Annotated in this window: 20 protein-coding genes; 4 read left to right on the top strand and 16 right to left on the bottom strand. The window is 59.0% G+C overall.

The features are described 5' to 3' along the window. Positions 1-42 precede the first annotated feature (42 nt). The gene (locus ACONT6_RS17505; protein ID WP_428819671.1) at positions 43-882 is read left to right on the top strand and encodes a helix-turn-helix domain-containing protein; all 840 of its coding nucleotides are present in this window, start codon (positions 43-45) and stop codon (positions 880-882) included. A 118-nt stretch (positions 883-1,000) separates the two neighbouring features. Here ACONT6_RS17505 and ACONT6_RS17500 read toward each other — a convergent pair whose 3' ends face one another. The 5 genes from ACONT6_RS17500 to ACONT6_RS17480 form a co-directional block, all read right to left on the bottom strand. Continuing rightward, on the bottom strand, positions 1,001-2,416 hold the full coding sequence (locus tag ACONT6_RS17500; RefSeq protein ID WP_428819670.1) for an NAD(P)/FAD-dependent oxidoreductase: 1,416 nt from the start codon (positions 2,414-2,416) through the stop codon (positions 1,001-1,003). A gap of 39 nt (positions 2,417-2,455) precedes the next feature. Further along, positions 2,456-4,783 carry a TonB-dependent receptor gene (locus ACONT6_RS17495; RefSeq protein ID WP_428819669.1) on the bottom strand — a complete coding sequence of 776 codons (2,328 nt, stop codon included), beginning with the start codon at positions 4,781-4,783 and terminating at the stop codon, positions 2,456-2,458. A gap of 188 nt (positions 4,784-4,971) precedes the next feature. Then, positions 4,972-6,375 carry an APC family permease gene (locus ACONT6_RS17490; protein WP_428819668.1) on the bottom strand — a complete coding sequence of 468 codons (1,404 nt, stop codon included), beginning with the start codon at positions 6,373-6,375 and terminating at the stop codon, positions 4,972-4,974. 70 nt (positions 6,376-6,445) lie between these two features. After that, complete coding sequence (locus ACONT6_RS17485; protein ID WP_428819667.1) at positions 6,446-7,873, bottom strand: aldehyde dehydrogenase family protein; 1,428 nt, start codon at positions 7,871-7,873, stop codon at positions 6,446-6,448. A gap of 228 nt (positions 7,874-8,101) precedes the next feature. Continuing rightward, positions 8,102-9,079 carry a LysR substrate-binding domain-containing protein gene (locus tag ACONT6_RS17480; protein WP_428819666.1) on the bottom strand — a complete coding sequence of 326 codons (978 nt, stop codon included), beginning with the start codon at positions 9,077-9,079 and terminating at the stop codon, positions 8,102-8,104. Positions 9,080-9,212: 133 nt separating this feature from the next. Between ACONT6_RS17480 and ACONT6_RS17475 the strand changes: the two genes are divergently transcribed. Together ACONT6_RS17475 and ACONT6_RS17470 are read left to right on the top strand one after the other, a co-directional pair. After that, positions 9,213-10,460 (top strand): Zn-dependent hydrolase, encoded by a 1,248-nt coding sequence (locus tag ACONT6_RS17475; protein ID WP_428819665.1) that lies wholly within the window; start codon positions 9,213-9,215, stop codon positions 10,458-10,460. A 184-nt stretch (positions 10,461-10,644) separates the two neighbouring features. After that, on the top strand, positions 10,645-11,556 hold the full coding sequence (locus tag ACONT6_RS17470; RefSeq protein WP_428819664.1) for a dimethylarginine dimethylaminohydrolase family protein: 912 nt from the start codon (positions 10,645-10,647) through the stop codon (positions 11,554-11,556). A gap of 59 nt (positions 11,557-11,615) precedes the next feature. Here ACONT6_RS17470 and ACONT6_RS17465 read toward each other — a convergent pair whose 3' ends face one another. The 11 genes from ACONT6_RS17465 to ACONT6_RS17415 form a co-directional block, all read right to left on the bottom strand. Then, positions 11,616-12,005, bottom strand: a complete 390-nt coding sequence (locus tag ACONT6_RS17465; RefSeq protein ID WP_428819663.1) for a c-type cytochrome — start codon at positions 12,003-12,005, stop codon at positions 11,616-11,618. 31 nt (positions 12,006-12,036) lie between these two features. Continuing rightward, positions 12,037-12,438, bottom strand: a complete 402-nt coding sequence (locus ACONT6_RS17460) for a hypothetical protein (protein ID WP_078083166.1) — start codon at positions 12,436-12,438, stop codon at positions 12,037-12,039. A 197-nt stretch (positions 12,439-12,635) separates the two neighbouring features. Continuing rightward, complete coding sequence (locus ACONT6_RS17455; protein ID WP_428819662.1) at positions 12,636-13,751, bottom strand: 5-(carboxyamino)imidazole ribonucleotide synthase; 1,116 nt, start codon at positions 13,749-13,751, stop codon at positions 12,636-12,638. A 53-nt stretch (positions 13,752-13,804) separates the two neighbouring features. Beyond that, a complete protein-coding gene (purE, locus tag ACONT6_RS17450) occupies positions 13,805-14,296 on the bottom strand; it encodes a 5-(carboxyamino)imidazole ribonucleotide mutase (protein ID WP_428819661.1) in 492 nt (163 codons plus the stop codon). Between the two features lie 272 nt (positions 14,297-14,568). Beyond that, positions 14,569-15,396, bottom strand: coding sequence for a shikimate dehydrogenase (aroE, locus tag ACONT6_RS17445; protein WP_428819660.1), 828 nt, complete (start codon positions 15,394-15,396; stop codon positions 14,569-14,571). Positions 15,397-15,435: 39 nt separating this feature from the next. Next, on the bottom strand, positions 15,436-15,867 hold the full coding sequence (locus tag ACONT6_RS17440) for a hypothetical protein (RefSeq protein WP_428819659.1): 432 nt from the start codon (positions 15,865-15,867) through the stop codon (positions 15,436-15,438). Between the two features lie 81 nt (positions 15,868-15,948). Then, on the bottom strand, positions 15,949-16,854 hold the full coding sequence (gene hemF / locus ACONT6_RS17435; protein WP_428819658.1) for an oxygen-dependent coproporphyrinogen oxidase: 906 nt from the start codon (positions 16,852-16,854) through the stop codon (positions 15,949-15,951). Between the two features lie 59 nt (positions 16,855-16,913). Continuing rightward, positions 16,914-17,501, bottom strand: a complete 588-nt coding sequence (locus ACONT6_RS17430; protein ID WP_428819657.1) for an L-threonylcarbamoyladenylate synthase — start codon at positions 17,499-17,501, stop codon at positions 16,914-16,916. Between the two features lie 165 nt (positions 17,502-17,666). Then, a complete protein-coding gene (locus ACONT6_RS17425; protein ID WP_428819656.1) occupies positions 17,667-18,860 on the bottom strand; it encodes a PQQ-dependent sugar dehydrogenase in 1,194 nt (397 codons plus the stop codon). A gap of 116 nt (positions 18,861-18,976) precedes the next feature. Next, positions 18,977-20,137 carry a DNA-processing protein DprA gene (dprA, locus tag ACONT6_RS17420; protein ID WP_428819655.1) on the bottom strand — a complete coding sequence of 387 codons (1,161 nt, stop codon included), beginning with the start codon at positions 20,135-20,137 and terminating at the stop codon, positions 18,977-18,979. A gap of 134 nt (positions 20,138-20,271) precedes the next feature. Further along, the gene (locus ACONT6_RS17415; protein WP_181254774.1) at positions 20,272-21,339 is read right to left on the bottom strand and encodes a LysM peptidoglycan-binding domain-containing protein; all 1,068 of its coding nucleotides are present in this window, start codon (positions 21,337-21,339) and stop codon (positions 20,272-20,274) included. A gap of 291 nt (positions 21,340-21,630) precedes the next feature. Between ACONT6_RS17415 and def the strand changes: the two genes are divergently transcribed. Then, positions 21,631-22,137 (top strand): peptide deformylase, encoded by a 507-nt coding sequence (gene def, locus ACONT6_RS17410; RefSeq protein ID WP_428819654.1) that lies wholly within the window; start codon positions 21,631-21,633, stop codon positions 22,135-22,137. The last annotated feature ends 5 nt before the right edge of the window (positions 22,138-22,142 follow it).

Below are 22,142 nucleotides of genomic sequence, written 5' to 3'. Positions count from 1 at the left end.
CAATATCCAGCACGCTAAAGCTGTCCCCTATCGATGAAAAACATGAGTGCCGACTCCGACTTCACCCACTGGCACCAGTGTGTGGCCAACCTGCTGGATAGCGAGTCCGATTCCGAGCGCATCTATGAGCTGCTGCGCGGCGCCGAATCTCTGGTGCGCGGTAACAGCAGCATGGCGATTCTCTATCCCGCCGATGGTCCCCCGGAAATTACCCATCACCGCCTACTGGCCAACGAGCAGCTGAGCACCCAAGTGGATCGTTATATCGAGGGCGCCTATCTGTTCGACCCCTTCTATCGCGCCGCGGTGGATGAAGACAAGGAAGGGTTTTACCTGCTGCGCGAAGTCGCACCGGATGCCTTCGGACAGACAGAATATTTCCGACGCTACTACCGCGAGGCCAATCTCGGCGATGAGGGCTGTTACCTGCTACGCGGGGAAAACGGCATTATCGCCAGCCTGTCTATCGGGCGCTCGTCAGACCTGGGTGGCGGCCGCTTTTCTCTCCACGAGGTTTCACTGCTGAAATCACTGGTGCCTATCGTGGAAAGCGTACTGCGCAAGTGGATTTACAATTACAACCGCAGTGGCAACCAGGTGGAGACTTTCGGCAAACGCCTGGAAAGCGCACTGGAGAATTTCGGCAGTTCACTGCTGACCAAGCGCGAGTGTGAAGTTTTACATATGACCATGCGCGGGCACTCGATCAAGTCGATGGCGGAAAAGCTCGATGCCAGCGTGGACACCATCAAGACCCATCGAAAAAATATTTACTCCAAGCTCGATGTCACCTCCCAGTCCGAGCTGTTTTACCTGTTCATCAGCGCGCTGCGCTACCATTCCGGCACCGACCCGGATCCGCTGACCAGCCTGGAAAAATAAATACACAGACATAAAAAATGCCCGCATCCACTGTTTCCAACGAGGTAGGTGTCGGAACAGCGGTGCGGGCAAGTGTCCACAAGACAGAGATCAAGAAAAAACAAAAATTACAACAGGTTTACTTCTGGGTAATCGGAAAACCCATCTTCTCCACCATGCGCACCCACGGGATACGCCAACCGCGTTTTTCATCCAGGGTATCCAGGGCATACATGGTGATCTTGGCACCAATCCAGCGGAAAGGTTCCGGCGGAATATAGGCCGGCTGCGAGCGGGCAAAATTCAGTGAGCGCTCCGGCACTTTTTTGTCGTCCAGAATCGCCAAGGCAACCCGGGCACCAAAGCGCGTAGCAGTTACACCGAAACCGGAATAGCCACCGGCGTACAACATTTTTCCGCCGTGGTAGTGCTGGTAGTGCACCGCCATACGGGTGGTCAAGGCAATGGGGCCACTCCAGGCGTGACTGAATTTAATACCGCGCAGTGAAGGGAAAGTGCGGTAAAAATTATCGATTAGACGCACATAGGGTTCCGGCGCCTTGTCATCTTCCGGGTCGGTATTGTTGCCGAAGAAATAGTCCAGGCGGCCACCGAACAGAATGCGATTGTCTGGGGTCAGGCGCATGTAATTCAGCTGGGTGCGGGTATCGTAAATACCCTGACGGTTTTCCCAGCCAATGGTTGCCAGCTGCTCTTCGCTCAGTGGCTCGGTCACCACAATACGGTCGCGAATTGCGGCAACCCGGTTGCGGATTTTTTTGTTGCCGGACGCAAAGGCGTTGGTTGCGAGAAGCACCTTGTTGGCCTGCACACGTCCTTTCGGTGTCTTAACCTGAACGCCTTTTCTGTTTTTGGCGTTGTTGACCATGGGCGTATTTTCGTAAATTTTTACACCCAGTTCGAGCGCCACCTGCTTCAACCCCCAGGCGAGTTTTGCTGGGTGCACGGTGCCGCTGCGTTGTTTCGACCACAGGCCGCCGTTGAACAGCGGCGAGGTTACTTCTTTCTGCACCGCTTCTTTATCCAGCAGGTGCGCATCGTGGCCGTAGTGACGGTACAGCTCGAATTCCTTCTCAATGTCCTCGAGACCCTCATCGCCGACGGCAACGGTCAGCTCACCGCCCCACTCCAGATCGCAGTCGATACCGTAGCGCTCGATGGTCTCGCGAAATCCGTCCAGGTTTTCCTTGCCCAGTTGTTCCAACGTATCCATGTCTTCAGGAAACAGACGCTGCGCATTGGCGAGGCCGTGCATCACTGACGTGGACAGGATTGCCGCCGGACGCCCGGAAGCGCCGATAGCAATACTGTTGGCTTCGATCAGTACAATATCCCGCTCGGGATTGGCTTCCTTGGCCTGCACTGCGGCCCAAAGCCCGGTAAAACCGCCGCCGACAATCAACAGGTCACATTCCAACGGGCGCTGCAGTGCGGGCTCATCCCGCGGACGCTGCGGCGCATCCAGCCAGTAGGGAAAGAAGGTCGTTTTTTGTAGTGCATCCAGGGCATCTGCCCTGGTTTGTGGGTCACACATGATTACCTCTTCATCATCGCGTTATCGCCGGCGCTGTAATTAGAAAATGTTGTAGCGAACCGAAACCCCGAAGGTGGTCGGCGCCTGGCGATAGTAGGAACGGCCAGCAAAGCTGGAGAAGGCATAAGTCTCCGCGCTGCTGTCCTCAATGTTTTTGATCCAGCCGGCTACTTGCCAGCGCTCGTCGGCATCACTCAGCGAAGCTTCCGCATCCCAGGAATGCACCGGGCCCGACAGGGCGTTATCGTCCGCCAGCTGTGCGGTCATATCATCGCTGTAGGTGTAGCTCGTCTGTAGCCGCAGGTTGTAGTCGGCGAGCGGCAGGTCGTAGGCGACCAGACTGTTGTAGCTCCACTCCGGTGCCTGCGACAGGGTCGCACCAGCGGGCAGTGGTGCGGCGAGGGCATCCACGAACAGATGGTTTACACCATCGGCGTTGTCGTTCACCGATGGGTCCGCGGCAATGCCGCGCATGTCGGCACTACTCGGTGCCTTGGTCACCTCGCTATCCAGGAAGGCAACGCCGGCGATCACGGTCAGGTTGTCGGTGGGCAGCCAGTGCAGGTCGAGCTCGAAACCGTTGGTCTTGGATTCCGGTACGTTGACCAGGGTGGTATCCGCCACGGGGAATTCGAGGTAGTTACTGAAGTCGTCGACGATGATGGTTACCAGAGACTGGCGATCGGTGTAGTCGAGGCTGAACAGGGCAGCGTTCAATTGCAGCGAGGCATCGAACAGAGTGGCCTTGAAGCCCATCTCATAGGACAAGACTTTTTCTGGCTCCACATAGGCCCAGCTGGCGTCGTCGAGAATCGCCGCGCCGTAGTAGGCACCAGCCTTGTAGCTGTTAGCCATGTTTGCGTACAACAACAGATCTTCGTGCACGACCCAGTCGAGACCCAGTTTGCCGGTCAGCGCATTTTCGCTGCTGCTGTCGTTCAGCGCCGCGATGGTGTCGTTAAACGAATACACATCGTCGTGATTTGTGGAGAGTCCGTCGAAGGTGCGGTCGTCGGCGCTGTAGCGAATACCGGCGATCAGGTTCAGCGTATCGTTCAGCGCGGTTTCGGTGTGCAGGTAGGCCCCCCAGGATTTAGTGACCTGCTCGTATTCGGCGGTAAGCAGATCCCAGCCCTGTACGCTCACATCCGCCGGGTCGAGCACGAATGTGCTGGCCACGGAATCGGTCACAAAGAAGGAATCATCGAACACGTCGCGCACATTTACCGTGTCTTCGGAAACGTTCACACCGGCCACCCAGTTGGTGGCGCCGTCACCGTTGCTGACGAGGCGGAATTCCTGGGACCACTGGCTGATATCGTTATCCTGATACAGGTCGAGGATTGCAGCGGAGGAACCACCGTAGTTATCCACCACCTTGCGATCGTAGGCATCAAATGCCGTGATGGAAATAAAGTCGACGGTGTCGAAGCCGTAACTCAGGTTGAGGGACGCACCGTAACCGGACTCGTCGCGACCGACGTTCAGGTCGCCGACGTTGACGATCGCAGGATCGTCGCTGCTGTTGAGTGCATCAAAGGAGGCATCGCCGAAGGCATCGCCAAGCCCGCTGACCTGCGGTGATACCGGGGTGGACTTGTCGCTGCTGAAGTAAACCTTAGCCAGCGCCTCGCCGTTGTCCGCAAACGGGAGCAGGATCTGGCCGCGACCCGCCGTGCGGTCCACGCCGCCGAACTCGCGGCCGGTCTCGAGATCTTCCTGCCAGCCGCCGGCATTGGAGGTATTCAGGCTCAGGCGGCCCAGTACTTCGCCACTGATCTCGCCGCTCACTACACCGGTCAATTCGCGTGAACCGAAGTTGCCAATGCCGGCGTCCACAAAGGCTTCGAATTCGCTGGAGGGCTTAGAACTGATGAAGTTGATCGCACCGCCGGTGGTGTTCTTGCCGTACAGGGTGCCCTGGGGGCCTTTCAATACTTCCACTCGTTCGATATCGAACAGCTGGCCACCGAGGAAGGACGGGTTGCTGGCAAACACTTCGTCGGTATAGATACCCACGCCGCTGCTGTTGTTGGGGCTGAAATCATCGAGACCGATACCGCGGATGGCAAATACCGGGGTGCCACCGGAGGTGCTGTTGACGGTAACCAAACCCGGGGTGTGTGCGCCCAGGTCCACGGCACTGTCGATGCCCAGGTTCTGCATCATTTCGCCACTGAACGCGTTGGCGGATACACCGATGTCATTTACCGATTGCTCGCGCTTCTGCGCGGTGACGGCAACTTCTTCAATCTGGTTGGCGAGTGCGTCGGATGACATTCCCAGCGTAGACAAAAATGCGCCGGTCACGGCAACAGCGAGCGAATTCTTGGCAAAGCGTCGGCTTGTACGACCCGATAATTCCATGACGATGTCCCTCTGATTCATTTATCTGTTTTATGTTGAGAGAGACTATAAAAACCGAATAAGAATTCAGGTATCACCCCAACGGGTGAGGAAACCGAATATTCCTTCAGATTTAAAGGCAAGCACAAAAACCCGCGAGAAGCGGGTCTTTGCCAGAGCGTTGGAATGAGTTTTGGGCGTTTAGTAGGCTACGGCGTAGTGAGAACTCCGGGAGTTTCGCTCGCCAGCTTACCGTTCTGCTTCTCAGCCCACAGGATCGCCAATTCACCCAGCAACAGGGTGACGATGGATCCGATCAACACCGGCCACTGCACACCCTCACCGGGGGTGTAGATAAACAGGAAAATGCTGCCGGCCAGCACCGCAACACAGAACAGCGTCAACGCCCGCGCAAAACCGTCTCCACCGGGCACGCGGAAGGGACGCGCGCGCGCGCCATCGGTACAGCGCATTTTCAGGAACCCCAGGAACATGCCCACGTAGGGCAGCAGGAAAATCACTCCACTGAACGCGAACAGCGACCAGAACAGGTCTTCATTGGTTTCCACCAGGAATCCGTACAGCACCAGAATAAACGTGCTCATCACGCCCATCAGTACCGCCGCACCCACCGGGGTATTACGGCTGCGGCTTTTAATCGCAAATGCTTTCGGCAGTTCACCCTCTTCTGCCGCTTCTGCCGCCGCGCGGTTGCCGCCGATTGCCCAGGTCACGCCGTTGGAGAAAAATGTATAGAGCGCTCCTACACCCAGCATCATCACAACGGTTTCGCCGAAAGGCAGCGAGACAAAGAAGAGCTCCAGGGTATCCACCAGGCCCTCTACGAGGTCGATATCTTTGGCCGGGATGGCCGCCAGAATGGCAGTGGTGCCGAGGATATACAGCAGTAAGATAATCGCACCGGAAATCAGGATCGAGCGCGGTACATCCCGCTGCGGATTGCGCATTTCCTCACTGCTGGCGCTGATCAGCTCGAAACCGAGCATGCCGTATATGATCGCGGGAATGTACTGCAGGCTGTCACTGAGATTGGGCTTGATACTGTCAAGAGTGATCGGGTTGGCGAGCCCGTTTTCCGCAGCGTAAAACACTGCGCCAGCGCTGATCACGAAAAAGATGACGATCTTGATTATGGCACCGATGTTCGGCACCCACTTGCCCACATTGAGCGTCACAACGTTGGCGATTACCGCAATCCAAGTGAGTACAATGCCGAGGCCGATCTGCACCGCGACCCCCATGTCAGGCCAGAACAGCTGCTTCGCCACGCCGGCAAACAGGATAAAAATGGCCGGCATCCAGATCGCCACATTGACCCAGTAGCTCCAGCTGATACGCGACGCCCAGCGGCCGCCAAATGCGTCCCGCACCCAGGCATAGATGCCCCCTTTTTCCGGATAGGCACAGCCGAGCTCGGCGGATACCAGGGCAAAGGGCACAAAGAAAAACAGCCCTAGAAAGAGCCACCAGAAAATACTCGAGGTACCGATGGCGGCGGTGGCGGCAAGGGTGTCTACCAGCAGGATGGCGGACACGGTAAACAGGATCATGTCCCGTTTACCCAGATTCTTTTTGACGGCTACTTCTGTCACGGAGATTCTCCCGCGTTACTTATTTTATTATTTAGTTTGTGTCGGTCAGTTTCAGCTGGCGCACCGCGGATTACTCCGCGGGCACACCCAATTGCGCAGATTTGATTTCGGTAAATTCTTCCACCCCGTGGTGGGAAAACTCGCGGCCATTGCCACTCTGTTTGTAGCCGCCGAAAGGCGCCTGATAGTTGAACTCACCACCGTTGACGAAACACAGGCCGGCGCGAATGCGTCGTGCAATGGCCAGCGCGTCCTTGTGATCTTTCGCGTAGACACCGGACGACAGGCCATAAGGCGTGTCGTTGGCGATGGCTATCGCCTGATCGAGATCGTCATAGGCAATCACACAAAGCACCGGGCCGAAAATTTCCTCGCGGGCGATGCGCATGTTGTTGGTGACATGGGCAAATACCGTCGGCTGCGCATAAAAGCCCTGCGCCAGCCCTTCCGGTTTACCGGCGCCGCCACACAGCAGGGTTGCGCCCTCGTCGAGACCGATCTGGATATAGTCCTGCACTTGCTGCCACTGGCGGTGGGACGACAGCGGGCCCATAAACGCGTTTTCGCCCATGCCCACTTCGATCTCGGCCACGCGCGCACGAATGATTTCCAGCGCCTCGTCGTAGCGGCTCCGGGGCACCAGCATGCGGGTGAGTGCGGTGCAGGTCTGGCCGCTGTTGATCATCACATCGTCCACGCCGTAGCGGACAGCCGTCTCGAAGTCGCTGTCGGCGGTGACGATGTAGGGGGACTTGCCACCCAGCTCCTGGGTGACACGCTTTACGGTGGGCGCACACGCCTTGGCAATTTCGATACCGGCACGGGTGGAGCCTGTGAAGGAGAGCATGTCCACTAGCGGGTGTTCGCACAGCGCCTGGCCGACAACGGGACCGCGACCGGGCACCAGGTTGAATACCCCTGCCGGCAGCCCGGCCTCGTGGAAAATTTCCGCCATCAGGTAGTCTTGCAGCGGTGTTTGCTCGGATGGCTTGACCACCATGGTGCAACCCGCCGCCAGTGCGGCGCCGACCTTGCCCACGAACTGGTGCAGGGGGTAATTCCAGGGATTGATAAAACCGCATACGCCGGCGGCTTCCCGCCACACCAGGGAGTGGCCGTGCTCGGCGGTCTCCTCAGTAATCCCGGTGTGCTCGGCGAACAGGCGCATGGCCTGGATGGGCCCCTCCACGTGCAGCCAGCCGGTGATATGACGGGGACAGCCCAGGCTGTCGGATACCGCGGCCACCAGCTCGTCCTGGCGGGCCTCCATCAGGTCTGCGGCGCGCAACAGCAGCGCGCTGCGCTCACTGGCGGGGGTGTTAGCCCAGGCATCGAAGGCGCGGGCAGCGGCCTGCACGGCGCAATCCACATCGGACACGCTGCTCGCGGGCACCCGGGTAATGATGGATTCGGTTACGGGATTGATGGCTTCCAGCCACTCGCCGGAAGTGGACTCGGTCCACTGGCCATCGATATAAATCTTGTTATGGTTTTCCATCTTACTCGACTTGCTTACTGCAGTTTTGCGGCGAGATTGAAGCCTCGCGACGCATGGCGCCAATTTCATCGGCGGAAACTGGCGCGCATCGTCTACCAAACGGACAATCTGCGCAATAGTTAGACTTTTTCGAATGATTATTCAGTATGCGGGAAGGTCAAGCGGGCCCCAATCACCTGAACAGGTGATATGGCGAGCGCATTGCACGTCGGGGCTGGGCGGGAGAGATCACGAGGTCCGGGATGCGCCGCTCAAGGTGGCGGCCAGTGTCTGCTGCAGACGCTGCGCCTCCGGAGCAAGTGCCGCACCGCGGCTCTCCAGCCAGCGAAATACCCGCTCCAGCACCAGTCGGGTGCGTTGGTTGAGCGCACCGCAGTGGTCGTTTACCAGGTACAGGGACTGGCCGATGGTATAGGAACGCTCGATGACCGTGGCCAGGCGGCCGGTTTTCAGATCCTCGCTCACCTCCAGACGATCCGCGAGCGCCACGCCCATCCCCAGGCGCGCGGCCTCAATCGCCTGATAGGCGTAATCCACCGATACGCCGTTAACCGACGGCGCATATTCCACCCCCTGGGCGGTAAACCAGCCGGGCCATTGCTGCTGCCGATCGTGCAGCAGCGGCAATGCCAGCAGATCCTGCGGGCGCAATGCTCGGCTCAGGTCCTCCCGCGCCCGCAGCAGCTGCGGGCTCGCCACCGGCAGGTAGTGCTCCTGATACAGCGGGGTTACCTGCCGGCCCGGAGCTTCCGGCTCACCCAGACAGATTGCGATGTCCGCCTCATCGTCGAGTCGCCGCGCGCGGGGTTCGATGGTGGTCACCCGCAGACGGAGCTCGGGATAGCGCTGCTGGACCTCCGCCAGAATCCGCAGCAGCCAGCGGCTGGCAATGGTCGCGGTGGTGGCAATCACCACCTCGCCGGACAGGTTACCCGGGTCCAGCGTCAGTAAGCCCTGTTCGAGGCGACCGAAAGCGTCGGACACCGAGCGGTGCAAGCGCTTGCCGGCGGCGGTCAGCGACAGGCGGTTGCCGGTGCGCAGGAACAGCGGCGTGCCCAACCGCTCCTCCAGCTGACGGATCTGACGGCTGAGCGCCGGGTGCGACACATGCAGCTCCTCCGCTGCCCGGCGCAGATGACAGTGACGCCCCACCGCATGGAAGCTGCGCAGGGAAGTCAGGGACAGGTTTCGAAGCTCGGCGGCCATGGTTCGACTCTCATGTCGGTGCCTTCATGGCACCAGAATGGCAATTAATAGTTAATTGTGTTCCAAAAATCAAACCATAGACTTGTGCTAAACCCTATACATCCATTCACATAATAAAAGTCGGACGCATTCCATGACTGATACCCGCCAAGTCCGTATCAACGGCCAACGCCTTTGGGACACCCTGATGGAGATGGCCCAGATCGGCACCACCGACAAGGGCGGCTGCAACCGCCAGGCCCTCACCGACCTCGATAAGCAGGGCCGCGACCTCTTCGTACAGTGGTGCGAAGACGCCGGCTGCAGCGTCACTTTCGATGAAATGGGCAACATCTTCGCGCAGCGCCCGGGCAAAAACCCGGATTTGCCACCGGTACTCACCGGCTCCCATCTTGACACCCAGCCCACCGGCGGCAAGTTCGACGGTGTCTACGGCGTACTCGCCGGACTCGAGGTGGTGCGCAGCCTGAACGACGCCGGCATCGAAACCGAAGCGCCGCTGGAAGTCGCGGTGTGGACCAACGAGGAAGGCGCCCGCTTCTCCCCCGCCATGATCGGCTCCGGCGTATGGAGCGGCGAGTTCGACCTCGACTACGCCTACGCCCGCACCGACAGGGAAGGCAAAACCTTCGGCGAAGAACTGCAGCGTATCGGCTACAAGGGTGACACCCCCGCCAAGCCGCGCCCACTCGCCGCCGCCTTTGAAGTGCACATCGAACAGGGTCCCATCCTGGAGGCCGAAGAGAAAACCATCGGCGTATTGAGCGGCGTGCAGGGTATGTACTGGTACGACCTCACCCTCGTCGGTCAGCCCTGCCACGCCGGCCCCAGCCCCATGGAAACCCGCCGCGACCCCTTTATGGGCCTGCACCGCATCCTCGACCAGCTGTACAAACTCGCCGAAGAACACGGCCCCTGGGCCCGCGCCACCTTCGGCGACATCCGCGTCGAACCCGGTAGCCGCAACACCGTGCCGGAAAAACTCGTCCTCGCCGTCGACCTGCGCCACCCGGACCAGAACATCCTCGACGCCATGGACCAGCGCTTCCGCGAAATCGCCGCCCGTGTGGCCGACGACATCGGCCTCGAACACCAGATCCGTGACGAATGGCGCTCCCCCGCCGTCGCCTTCGATGCGAACTGCGTGGAAGCCGTGCGCAGCTCTGTGGCCGAACTCGGTTACAGCAACAAGGAAATGGTCTCCGGTGCCGGACACGACTCCGTGTACATCTCTCGCGTGGCCCCCACCAGCATGATCTTCGTGCCCTGCGAGAAAGGGTTGAGCCATAACGAAGCGGAAAATGCGGTACCAGATGACTTGGAAGCGGGCGCGAATGTACTGCTGCACGCAATGCTGAAGATGGCAAACAAGACCAGCTGACGAAGCACAGAAATTTAATGCGAAGCGGCGGCTGCCGGTAACGGTCCGCTAGACCTTCCGCGAGAGGGACCTCGCGGAAGAGCCCCCAGGGATGGGTTCACGGCGTGTCTAGCGGACCGTTACCGGCAGTGGCCGCGCCACCAGAGCGAAAACAAAGCTCCGACAAAGATTCGAGAAAAGAACCATGACCGAATTTACTTACAAACACCGCAACGACAACGGCAATACCGCGCGCCTCGACAACTGGGGCATCGACTCCGAATACGGCGTGCTCACCGACCTGCTCGTCGGTCCCATTGACAACTACACCTGGCAGATGGGCAATGCCGCCTCCCGCCGCTCCGTGCGCCTCGGCCGCCAGTTCGATGCCACTGTCGCCAAACGTCAGCATCAGGAAATGCTCGACGCCTACAAACACGCCGGTGTGAATACTCACCTGCTGCCCGCCGACGAAAACCTCCCCTACCAGCTCTACGCCCGCGACAGCAGCGTCATGACCCCATGGGGCCCCATCGTCACCCAGATGTATTCCCCCTGGCGCCGCGGCGAATGGGTGGACGTCGTGAAGACCTACCAGAAGCTCGACATCCCCATTTACGACATCATCACCGCCGGCAGCCTGGAAGGTGGCGACTTTATGGTGCTGGAACCGGGTGTCATCCTGTGTGGCTACAGCGGCGAGCGCACCTCACCGCAAGGCTTCAACCAGATGAAAAGCTGGATCGAAAAGGAAGGCTGGCAGGTCAAGGGCTACGAATTCGATCCCTACTTCCTGCATATCGACGTGCTGGTCGCCGCGCTGGCAGAAAAACTCGTCGCCGTGTGCGTGGACGCAGTGGAGCCGGAACTGGTGCAGTGGTTCAAATCCCGAAACTTCGAAATCATCGACATCTCCTACCCGCAGGTCATGGAGCTGGGTGTGAACGTGGTGGCGCTGGGTAAAGACCGCGTCATGCTACCGTCCGACAACACCGAACTGAAAGAAAAGTGTCGCGCCCACGGCCTGGACGTGATCGACCCTGATATCTCCATGATCACCGCCGGCGGTGGCGGTGTGCACTGTATGTGTCAGCCGCTTGCGCGCAAGCCTGCATAAACAAAAGGGCAATAAAAAGGGCGGCCAATGGCCGCCCTTTTTTCACTCGGAGATTCCATTCAGCGAGCCGCCTTGATTTCCTCTTCACTCACGAGCAACACCTCATCACCCCAGGTATTGCTAATAAAAGCAATGATCGCCGAGATCTCGCGGTCGGTCAGAAATTCCAGCGCCGGCATCAGGTCCTCTTCACCGCCATTGCGACGCGGTGCCGAGCGGCCGTGCAGCAGGGTCTCGACCAGCAGTTTTTTATTCGCCAGTAACGCGGGGTCGTGCAGGGAGGGGTACAACGCCTCCTCACCATAGCCATCGATCTGGTGACACTTCTTGCAATTGTCGGCAAAGGTAAGCGCACCAAACCCAACCAGATCCCGGGTCTCCTGCTCCGAGGCAGCGCTTTCAAGTGAAAATGCAGCGAGTAAAAGAGCGGTCAATACTCTGAATTTCATGCAATGTATCCTGTGGCAGATAACAGCTTTTTTATTTTCCCTGCGCCCGTAACAAACCGGAACCGGCAATACCGCCGGCCGCACAGGCCAGTACAATCACCAGTGGCGTCAACGTGCCCAGCGCCAGCGCGCCTACACCGTAACCGCGCATCGGCAGCAGCACCAGCAGCATAATGCCCGCAGGAATCAGCGATAGCAGGAAACCGCGCGTAACCCAGCTTTTCTGCCATGGCAGCATAAAAATCAGCCCGCATACACCACCCCAAACCACGCGCTGGTATATATAAGCGTTGGAAAGATAGGGGGCGATATCTACATGTAGAAACCTAGTGAAACCGTAGTATCCCATAGCCCACAGGCCGATGGCGTAGGCCAGCCCGGCAAAACAGCCCGCAGCAAAACAAAAAGAAAGGTTTCTCAGAAATTCTCGCACTTACTACCTCCAGAGACGACGCCCGCTAACTCGGCTTGATTATTGGAAGCAGTATGCCAGATCCACCAACGACAAGCGCAATCTGGTGTTCAGATTTGGAATTCGGTGTGAACTTTGTGGGGATAAGATAAAAAACGTACTGCCCCGATAGGCAAGGAGAAGTCCGGGGCAATACGTTTAGAAAGGAAATGTCAGATTCAGGCGGGACGCTTGGTTTCGCCGTAGAGCTCTTCCAGCATTGCGTCGATACGCGCCGCCAGTTCATCCTGGGAATCGTCCAGCAGAATCACGTGGCCCATCTTGCGGCCCGGGCGCAGGCCCTTGCCGTAAGACCAGACACCTTCATTCTGCAGCGCCGGCTTTTTGTCCACGCCGAGCATATTGATCATCACCGCAGGGCGCGCCGCTTCGGTATCACCCAGTTCCATGCCCAGAATCGCACGCACATGGTTGGCAAACTGGCTGGTCTTCGCGCCTGCTAAAGTCCAGTGACCACTGTTGTGTACCCGCGGCGCCAACTCGTTGATCAACAGGCCGTCGTCGGTGACGAAGCACTCCATCGCCAGCACGCCCACGTAATCCCAGGCGTTCATCAGCGTAGAGAGATATTCTTCTGCAGTGGCCTGCAGCTTCTCATCCACATGCGGCGCCGGTGCGGTGGAAACCAGCAGGGTGCCATTGTAGTGATCGTTTTCCGCCAGCGGGTAGGTCACCACCTTGCCGTCCGCGGTGCGCGCGCCGATCAGGGAAACCTCGCGGGAGAAGTTGATGCCCTTCTCCACCACGTATTCTGACTCAGGCACCGCATTGGCGATGGCCGCGAGATCTTCGTCGCTGTTGACCCGCCACTGGTTCTTGCCGTCGTAGCCGTGTTCACAGCTCTTGATAAACGACGGGTAACCCAGCTGTTTCACCCCCGCGCAGATCTCGTCGTAGTTGTTCGCGGGAAGAAACGGCGCAACCGGCAGTCCGGCGGCGGTGATGGCGGTTTTTTCACGCAGGCGATGCTGGGTTTTTTCAAACGCATCCGGGCGCGGGTATACCGGGCAACACTTTTCCAGTGCGCGCAGCAGTTCCACGGGTACGCCCTCGCGCTCGGCGGTGATCACCTCGGGACTCCCCATGGCTTGGTAAAGCGCCGCGATGTCATCGCCTTCGCGGGCATGCACGATGGTGCCGAGGCCTTCCACACAGGTGGTATTCTCGTCACCCTCGGCGAGAAAACTGAATTCGATTCCCAGCGGGCGAGCTTCCTGGGCCATCATCTGGGCCAGCTGGCCACAGCCGACAATACCTACGCGTCTGACTGTCATTTCGAATAATCCTCAATCATATCCGGCTTCACTGAGCCGCATTCAGGGTCGCCTTACTCGACCTCAAACGGAACACTGGCGCTCTGGTTCTCGCGCCAGGCGATCAGACGTTTTTGCAGTTCCGGGTCGGTCAGGGACAGCATCTGTGCCGCCATCAGGCCGGCATTGTACGCACCGGATGCGCCCACCGCCTGGGTGGCCACCGCAACGCCCTTGGGCATTTGTACGATGGACAGCAAGCTGTCCATACCGGTCATGAACTTGCTGGCCACCGGTACGCCAATAACCGGCAGCGGGGTCATTGCCGCAATCATACCCGGCAGGTGTGCAGAGCCACCGGCGCCGGCAATGATCACCTGAGTGCCGCGCTCGTGGGCGGTGGTGGCGAATTCTGTCATGCGCGCCGGTGTGCGGTGGGCAGAGACAACCGCAGTGGCAAAGGGTACACCCAGCTCGGTGAGGGGCTTGGTCGCCATTTCCATGGTCGGCCAGTCGGACTGGGAGCCCATCACGATGGTGACTTTTTCAAACGGAAGCTGATTCACTAGCTGTTAACTCCAGAGTTACGCGCAAACCGGGGTACGGCACTCGCCGCCCAAAATTTAGGGCGGAGAGGATACCAAAACTCAGCGAGAAAGCACGTGATACGGGGCCTTCCGCCGGTTTTAGCGGTGATTTCCCGGGATAGGTGCGATGAACCCGCAGGAATGGCGCTACAAAGCAGCCTTTCCCCGAGGTTAACCGTAGTGTGGCGAAGTGGTCACGGCATGCCTTTCCGCGATCACGGGTTGAGAAGTGACTGGATGTCGGGTTTTTTTCACGAAGCTTTTTGCAGCAATCGCTCGCGCAGCATGGCCAGCACCGGGGCAACCTCGGGCCGCACACCCCGCCACAGTGCGAAAGACTCCGCCGCCTGCCCCACCAGCATTCCAAGGCCGTCGGATACCTCGGCGCCCAGGCCGGTGGCCCAGTGCATGAAAGGTGTCGGCTGGGCACCGTACACCATATCGTAGGCACGGCAGCCTTCGGCGAGCGCGCGTGGCGACAGTGGCGGCAGCTCACCGGAAAGGCTCGCCGCACTGGCGTTGATGATCAGATCGAATTCTTCTGGCACCGCATCGAGGCCGCTGGCTCCGATAGTGCCGTACTCGGAGAAGCCCTCGGCGAGCTGTTCCGCCTTGCGTGCGGTGCGATTGGCAATGTGCAGCCGGGCCGGGCCCTGCTTCAATAATGGCAGCAGGGCGCCACGGGTGGCGCCACCGGCACCAAGAATAAGTACCTTCTTGCCGGCGATCGCCCAGCCCAGGTGACGGGTAATATCGGATACCAGGCCCGCACCGTCAGTATTGTCGCCGAGCAGGGAACCATCCCCCTGCAACGCGAGTGTATTCACCGCACCCGCGGTGCGCGCACGCTCGGTGAGTTCATCGGCATAGTCAAACGCATCCAGTTTGAACGGCGCTGTGACGTTCAGCCCCTTGCCGCCCCCGGCAAAGAATTGATCCACCACCTCCTTGAAACCATCCACTTCCGCAAACAGTTTTCCGTATTCGATATCCTGATCGGTCTGCTGTGCGAAAGCACTGTGGATATCCGGAGACATGGATTGTTGGATGGGGTTACCGATGACCGCGTACTTGTCCATTTTTACTTCGGCTCTTTTCAACGTATTTTCGCGCAGGAATCAGGCTGCACTCAGGGCTTGCTTCAGTTGTTGCGTTTCATCCACACCGATCAAGCCGTCTATTTTCAGCTCGCCGTTATAGTCGCAAACCAGATAGCGCGTGATCGCACTGTAGACCTGCCGGGGTTTTTCCTGCGAGGTATCGAGCAGCACCCAGTTGAGCGTGGCGAGACTGGCATTTTCATTCAGCTCGATCACATCCGTCACCGCGCCGACAATCTGACTCACACCGAGCTTTTCATACAGCTTGAGTAATTTTTCCACTCGCCCGATAAAGTATTCCCGGCTTAATTCAGATTTCTTTCCGTTGGAAAAGTAATAGTGAATGGGGAACCGATAGAAGTCGGCGATCTGTTCGGCATCGCGGGCTTCGAACAGGCGACGGTATTCGAGAAATAACTTGCTGATCTCTTCCAGTCGGGCCTTGTGCATGGCGACTTCCTTTTAAACGGATTTTTCACGTCAGAAAAACTTGGATGGTCTTAACGAAAAGAAATTCCCAACGGAACAGACTTAAATCCACTCCCGGTGCGGCAGAAAATCCGTATACAGCTTGGCTTCGGGTGTACCCGGCTGCGGGTGCCAATCGTACTTCCAGCGTACCTCAGATGGCAGCGACATCAGAATGGATTCGGTGCGGCCGCCACTCTGTAAGCCGAACAGCGTACCGCGGTCAAAAACCAGATTGAATTCCACATAGCGACCGCGGCGATACAGCTGGAAATCCCGCTCGCGCTCACCGTATTCGGTATCCTTGCGTTTTTTCAGTATCGGTAAATACGCATACAGGTACGAATTGCCTACCGCCTGCATAAAACCAAACGCGTTGTCGAATCCACCCTCGTTGAAATCATCAAAGAACAGGCCACCCACTCCGCGCGCCTCATCCCGGTGTTTCAGGTAAAAGTACTCGTCACACCACTTCTTGAAACGCGGATAGATATCTTCGCCGAATGGTGCGCAGGCGTCTTTTGCGGTCTGGTGCCAGTGCACCACATCTTCCTCAAAACCATAGTAAGGTGTCAGATCGTAACCGCCACCAAACCACCACACCGGCTCCGCCCCCTCCTTCTGCGCGACAAACAATCGCACATTCGCATGGCTGGTGGGCGCGTACGGATTTTTCGGGTGGATCACCAGGCTCACACCCATGGCCTCAAACGAACGCCCGGCAAGCTCCGGGCGCGCCGCAGTGGCAGACGGCGGCAACTTGTCACCAAACACGTGGGAAAAGTTTACCCCGCCCTTCTCAATGACATTCCCATTTTCCAGCACACGGGTACGACCGCCACCACCGCCCTCGCGCTCCCACGCATCCTCAAAAAACTCGGTGCCATCAATCGCCGCGAGTTCCGCACAAATACGGTCCTGCAGATTCAACAGATAATCTTTGACGGCCTGGATATTCACTTCACTCATGGAATGCTCACGATCGGTTCTGAGAGGCTCCGCTGCACGGAGCAAAATACGGGTCTGGTTCAGCCGGCGCGCACAATACGGCCACTCGCCGCGTCGCGGATTTCGCTGGGCGCTTTGCGCCCGCCAGTGTTGCCACCGCCGACAAAATCCAGCTGGTCGCCAAAGTAACGCAGCACCTGGAACTTGTGTCGCGCGGGCTGGCAACCGGTGGGGTTGGCGGAGGTGGATACGATAGCACCGCCGAAAGCGCGCGTTAATGCCGCGGTAAAGGGATGGCTGGTATGGCGCAACGCCACACTGTGATGAATACCGGAAATCCATGGCGCCACCTGATCGAAGTGCGGCACCAGCCAGGTCACCGGCCCCGGCCAGGTAGCGTCGATTCTCGCGCGCTGATCGCCGTTGAGGTTGTGCAGCAGACCGCTGAAATCATCGGCATCCCCGGAAACCAGGATCAGCCCCTTTTCCAGCGGCCGGTTTTTTAGCTGCACCAGGCGGGCTACAGCATCGGGATTGTTCGGATCACAGGCGAGGCCCCACACCGACTCGGTGGGATGGGCGATCACCCCACCGGCAGCGAGTGCGCGCACGGCACTGGCGATGGTGAGGGCACCATAGGGTGTGGACAAACTGTTAGCGTCTGGCAAGGATTTGACTCTTTCTGCTCATAAACGGGTTCCGCACCCAGCCGCCTTGCCGGTTAGGGTGGCCAGCTCGGGATGCGCGGCAATTTAGCGGAACGATAGCGGTGGAACAAGATTTTGCCGGCAACTGAACAGGCGCCGGCCATCGCGCTCGTTCCGCCGGCACTACTACTTACTGTAGGAAACCCGGTAAACCGCGCCCGCCTGATCATCGGAAATCAACAGCGCGCCGTCCGGCATCACCAGTACATCCACCGGACGACCCCAATTCTGTTCGCCCTGCAACCAGCCATCAATAAACGGCTCGTAAGACGTCGCCTTGCCGTTTTCATCCAGGGTCACCTTGGTTACCCGGTAACCGATTTTCTTGCTGCGGTTCCAGGAGCCGTGCTCGGCAATCAGCACCTGGTTTTTGTACTCCGCCGGGAACTGTTCGCCGGTGTAGAACTTCACGCCCAGCGGTGCCACATGGGGGCCGAGTTCCTGCACTGGCGGCACATAGGCGCTGCACTGTTTGCCCTCGCCAAACTCGGGGTCCAGCACATCGTCACCGTGACAATAGGGGTAGCCGAAGTGCATGCCGGCTTTCGGCGCGGTGTTCAGCTCGCACGGCGGGATATCATCTCCCAGCATGTCGCGCCCGTTGTCGGTAAACCACAGGGCCTCGGTCTCCGGGTGCCAGGTGAAGCCAACGGTATTGCGTACCCCCTCGGCCCAGGTTTCGGTTTTCACCACCTTGTCGCCCTCGATTTTCAGGCGCTGGATATTGGCGAAGCCTTTTTCGTCACAGATGTTGCACGGCGCGCCCACCGGCACATATAGCCAGCCGTCTGGACCAAACGCGATGTACTTCCAGCCGTGGTGGCGCTCGGTGGGAAACTGATCGGTAATCACGATTGGTTTGGGGGGATTGTCGAGGCGTGACTCGATGTCGTCCAGGCGCAGTATCTTGCTGACCGCGGAGATGTAGAGATCGCCATCGCGGAAGGCGACGCCGGTCGGCGAGGTGATCCCTTCGGCTACAACCTTGGCAGCATCCGCCTTGTTATCGCCGTTTTCATCGGTGATGGCGTAAACCTTGCCCTCGCGCATGGAGCCCACAAACAGGGTGCCCTTGTCGCCGCGCACCATATGTCGGGCATTGGGCACATCATCGGCGTAGACCTCGATCTTGAAGCCTTCGGGCAGATTCAGCTTTTCCAGCTGGATACCGCCCTCTTCCGCTTGTGCGGCTCCCGCGCCCACTGCAATCAGCAGGCTGCCGGTACACGCGGCAAACTGACGGGAGGCGGTACGGTAAAAGGAAGGATTGTGTGCAAGGCGTGCGCAAAGGTGTGAAGAGAATCGCTTGAACAGACCCATCAACTGGTCACTCCTGTGTTTTTTCTCGGCGGCGCCGCTTTTCCGCAACGCGCAGGTGTCAGGCGTGACCCTATCGGCTTTTGTGGCATTCGGCCAGAGTCTTTAATGGCGAGTCTTTAACCCTCAACCAGCGCACTCAGGGTCTGCGCGCCACCGCCGGTGAGTTGGTAGCCACCGGGCAACTGTTCCACCAGCCCCTCCAGTTCCAGGTGTAAAAGGTTGGCCATCAGGTCTCCGGTGTCACCGCCGGTATCCCGCACCAGCTGCTCGATACTGCGCGGGTCGCCGCCGAGGGCACGAATAATGGCACTCTGATCCGGGGGCAGTTCCACTCCGGCGTTCGCCGACACTGCATCGAACAGCCCCGGCTGTTGCGCCATTCCGGAAAGCAGACCGCCGAGGTGCTGCACTATATCGGCACTGGTTTCCACAAGGTGGGCGCCGTGTTTGATCATATGGTGACAACCCCGTGCCATCGGGTTGTGGATGGAGCCGGGAATCGCAAATACCTCGCGATTTTGCTCCAGCGCCAGGCGTGCGGTGATCAGGGAGCCGGATCGCACCGCCGCCTCCACCAGCAGGGTCCCGAGGCTTAGGCCGGAAATAATGCGATTCCGCCGGGGAAAATGGCTCGCATCCGGCGCACCGTCCAGCGGCACCTCACTGACGATGGTGCCGTCTGCTGCAAGGATCTGTTCAGCCAGTACCGCATTGCGGCGCGGATAGACGCGGTTTACTCCGGTACCCATTACTGCGACCGTTTTGCCGCCGCCCTTCAGCGCCCCCCGGTGAGCAGCGGCATCTACACCCAGCGCCAGGCCTGAGGTAACGGCGAAACCGGCACTGGCAAGATCGGTGGCGAAGGCCTGGGCGTTGTCGAGGCCAGCGCGTGTTGCGCGCCGCGCGCCGACAATCGCCACCTGCGGCAGTGACAGGGCGTCGAGGTTGCCGGTGACATAGAGCACCGGTGGCGGCCGCGAAATCTCCTTGAGCAATGATGGATAGTGTTCGTCGTCAAAGTGCAGCAGATAAATGCACTCTTCCGCACAGCGCTGGCGCTCTCTCAGAGCCCATTGACCCAGTTCGCTGTCGAGCTCAAGGCGCTGCAGTTCCGCGAGCTGGGTGCGGGCGCGATCCGGAAGTTTGCGGGGAAAGTCTTGCAGGGGCTGCTGGAGGGCAGCGGTGGCAGAGCCAAAACGCTCAACCAGCTGCCAGTAGATCCCGGGGCCTACGCCCTCGAGACGCTGAAGAATAAGGGAAGCCGTCAACGCATCCATGCGTCTTGTACCTCTAAAAATTATCTTTTTTGTACGAGAGCAGCGTCGGCTCTGTACGCGGTGCCTCCCTGCTCTCGTATGAAAATCCGATTTTTGGAAGGCACCTGTTTAACGGGTAGACCCCGAAACACGCGTTACGGGTTGCGCACCAGGTCCATGACTGCCAGCGGCTTGTCCGCTTCCAGTACCAGGCCGAGACTCATTTTCTCAAAGCTGCGGAACACCATCAGTACGCCGGCGCGCTCGTCCGGCAGCTTGACGCTCTCGCGGGCCAGCTGGTCGCGCACGGTGGCGCCGCGCTTGTAGATCGCCAGTACATGGCCCGGTTCCAGGCCTTCGCGCAGGCCGCGGTTGATCGCAACCACATCGTATTTGGCAACCTGGGTCACACCTTCTTCCACCCCGAGGATGATGCCGTCTACCGGGACAGACGGAGCACCGGGCTGGAACAGGGCGGCAATGGCGCGCTCTTCAACCGGCAGCAGGCGGTCCTGCAGGCGGATATCGCGGCTGGTACGGGTAACGTCGAGGGTGGCCACGGCGTATTCGCTGTTGGCGTTGTCCTCATCCAACTGGCGCAGATCCACAGAGCCTACGTCGAGTGCCTGTTGGCCGAGTTCTTCACCGGTAAAAGGATCGGCGTAAACTGGGCCCGGGCGATAGATACCGTAGGAAGCCAGCGGCTCGCGGAAGTCGCCGCGGGCGTAAATTTTCTCACCGGCACCCATCAGGATGCGCTGGTCCTGCCCGGAAATAACGTAGGGCACGCCCTTGAAGGCGTTGGGACCAACGATGCGGGTGCGGGACAGGAAAGCGTTGATGGCGTCCAGCGGAATGGCCGGAATGGCGCTGTCGATGGGTTCGCGACGCACCGCCGGGCCCAGGCGGTTATTGCTGGCAGGGCTCAGTTTATAGGCGGTGGGCGCGCGCTCGAGCTCGAGACGGGGTTCACCGTCGATATACACGAGGTTCAGGCGGTCGCCGGGGTAAATAAGGTGGGGGTTCTCGACCTGGGGGTTCACCTGCCAGATTTCCGGCCAGTACCAGGGCTGGGAGAGGAAGGTCCCGGAGATATCCCAGAGGGTGTCGCCCTTCTGCACCACGTAGGTGTCTGGGTGGTCGGGATTTAGGCGCACATCTTGCGCCTGCAGACCAAAGGTCGCCAGCAGTGTGGCGGCAGCGGCCAGAATTATTTTTTTCATGGAAGCATTCCTATGCTTTTTATCGCAAACGCTGGGGGCCATAGTGTCTGCTGAATCTTTATACGGCTATCACTGAGGGCTTATATCGCTATAATCTCACAGCGCTGAACCGGTGGCGGCTGACGTCGCCGGGGTGGAGGAGCAAATAGGACGCCATCTGGCGAGATCCTGCCCGCAGTATCGCTGAGTCATCAGCGCGCGGAAACAGCCCCCCAATTCAGCAAATTTCAAGCGCGATCATTATGTTATCAGCGCAAGTTCCACTAAGACTAGAAGTTTGTCACAGGTGTTATGGCCAAACTGGAAATCCTGGAATTCCCCGATCCCCGTCTGCGCAAGGTTGCAGAGCCCGTTACCGAGGTGACGGACGCACACCGTACGCTGATCGATGATATGTTCGAAACGATGTACGACGCGCCCGGCGTGGGGCTGGCGGCGACTCAGATCAATGTGCACGAGCGCATTGTGGTTATTGATGTTTCTGAAGATCAGAGCGAGCCGCTGGTGATGATCAATCCCCAGGTCGAGGTGCTCGATCCGGAGATCCACAAGTACGATGAAGGCTGCCTGTCGGTGCCAGGTTTCTACGAGACGGTGCAGCGCCCGCGCAAGATTCGCCTGAAGGCGCTGGATCGCAACGGCGAGACCTACGCGCTGGAGGCTGAGGGGCTGCTGGCGGTATGTATCCAGCATGAGATCGACCACCTCGATGGCAAGCTGTTTGTGGATTACATCTCGCCTCTAAAGCGGAACCGTATTCGTTCCAAGCTCGAAAAGGCCCACCGACAGAAAGCCTAAGCTTT

This window comes from Microbulbifer sp. MCCC 1A16149, assembly GCF_050368945.1.
In the GTDB taxonomy this organism is placed as follows: domain Bacteria; phylum Pseudomonadota; class Gammaproteobacteria; order Pseudomonadales; family Cellvibrionaceae; genus Microbulbifer.
Note: the sequence above shows the minus strand (reverse complement) of the source record. Positions and strands in the feature narration are given on the sequence as shown.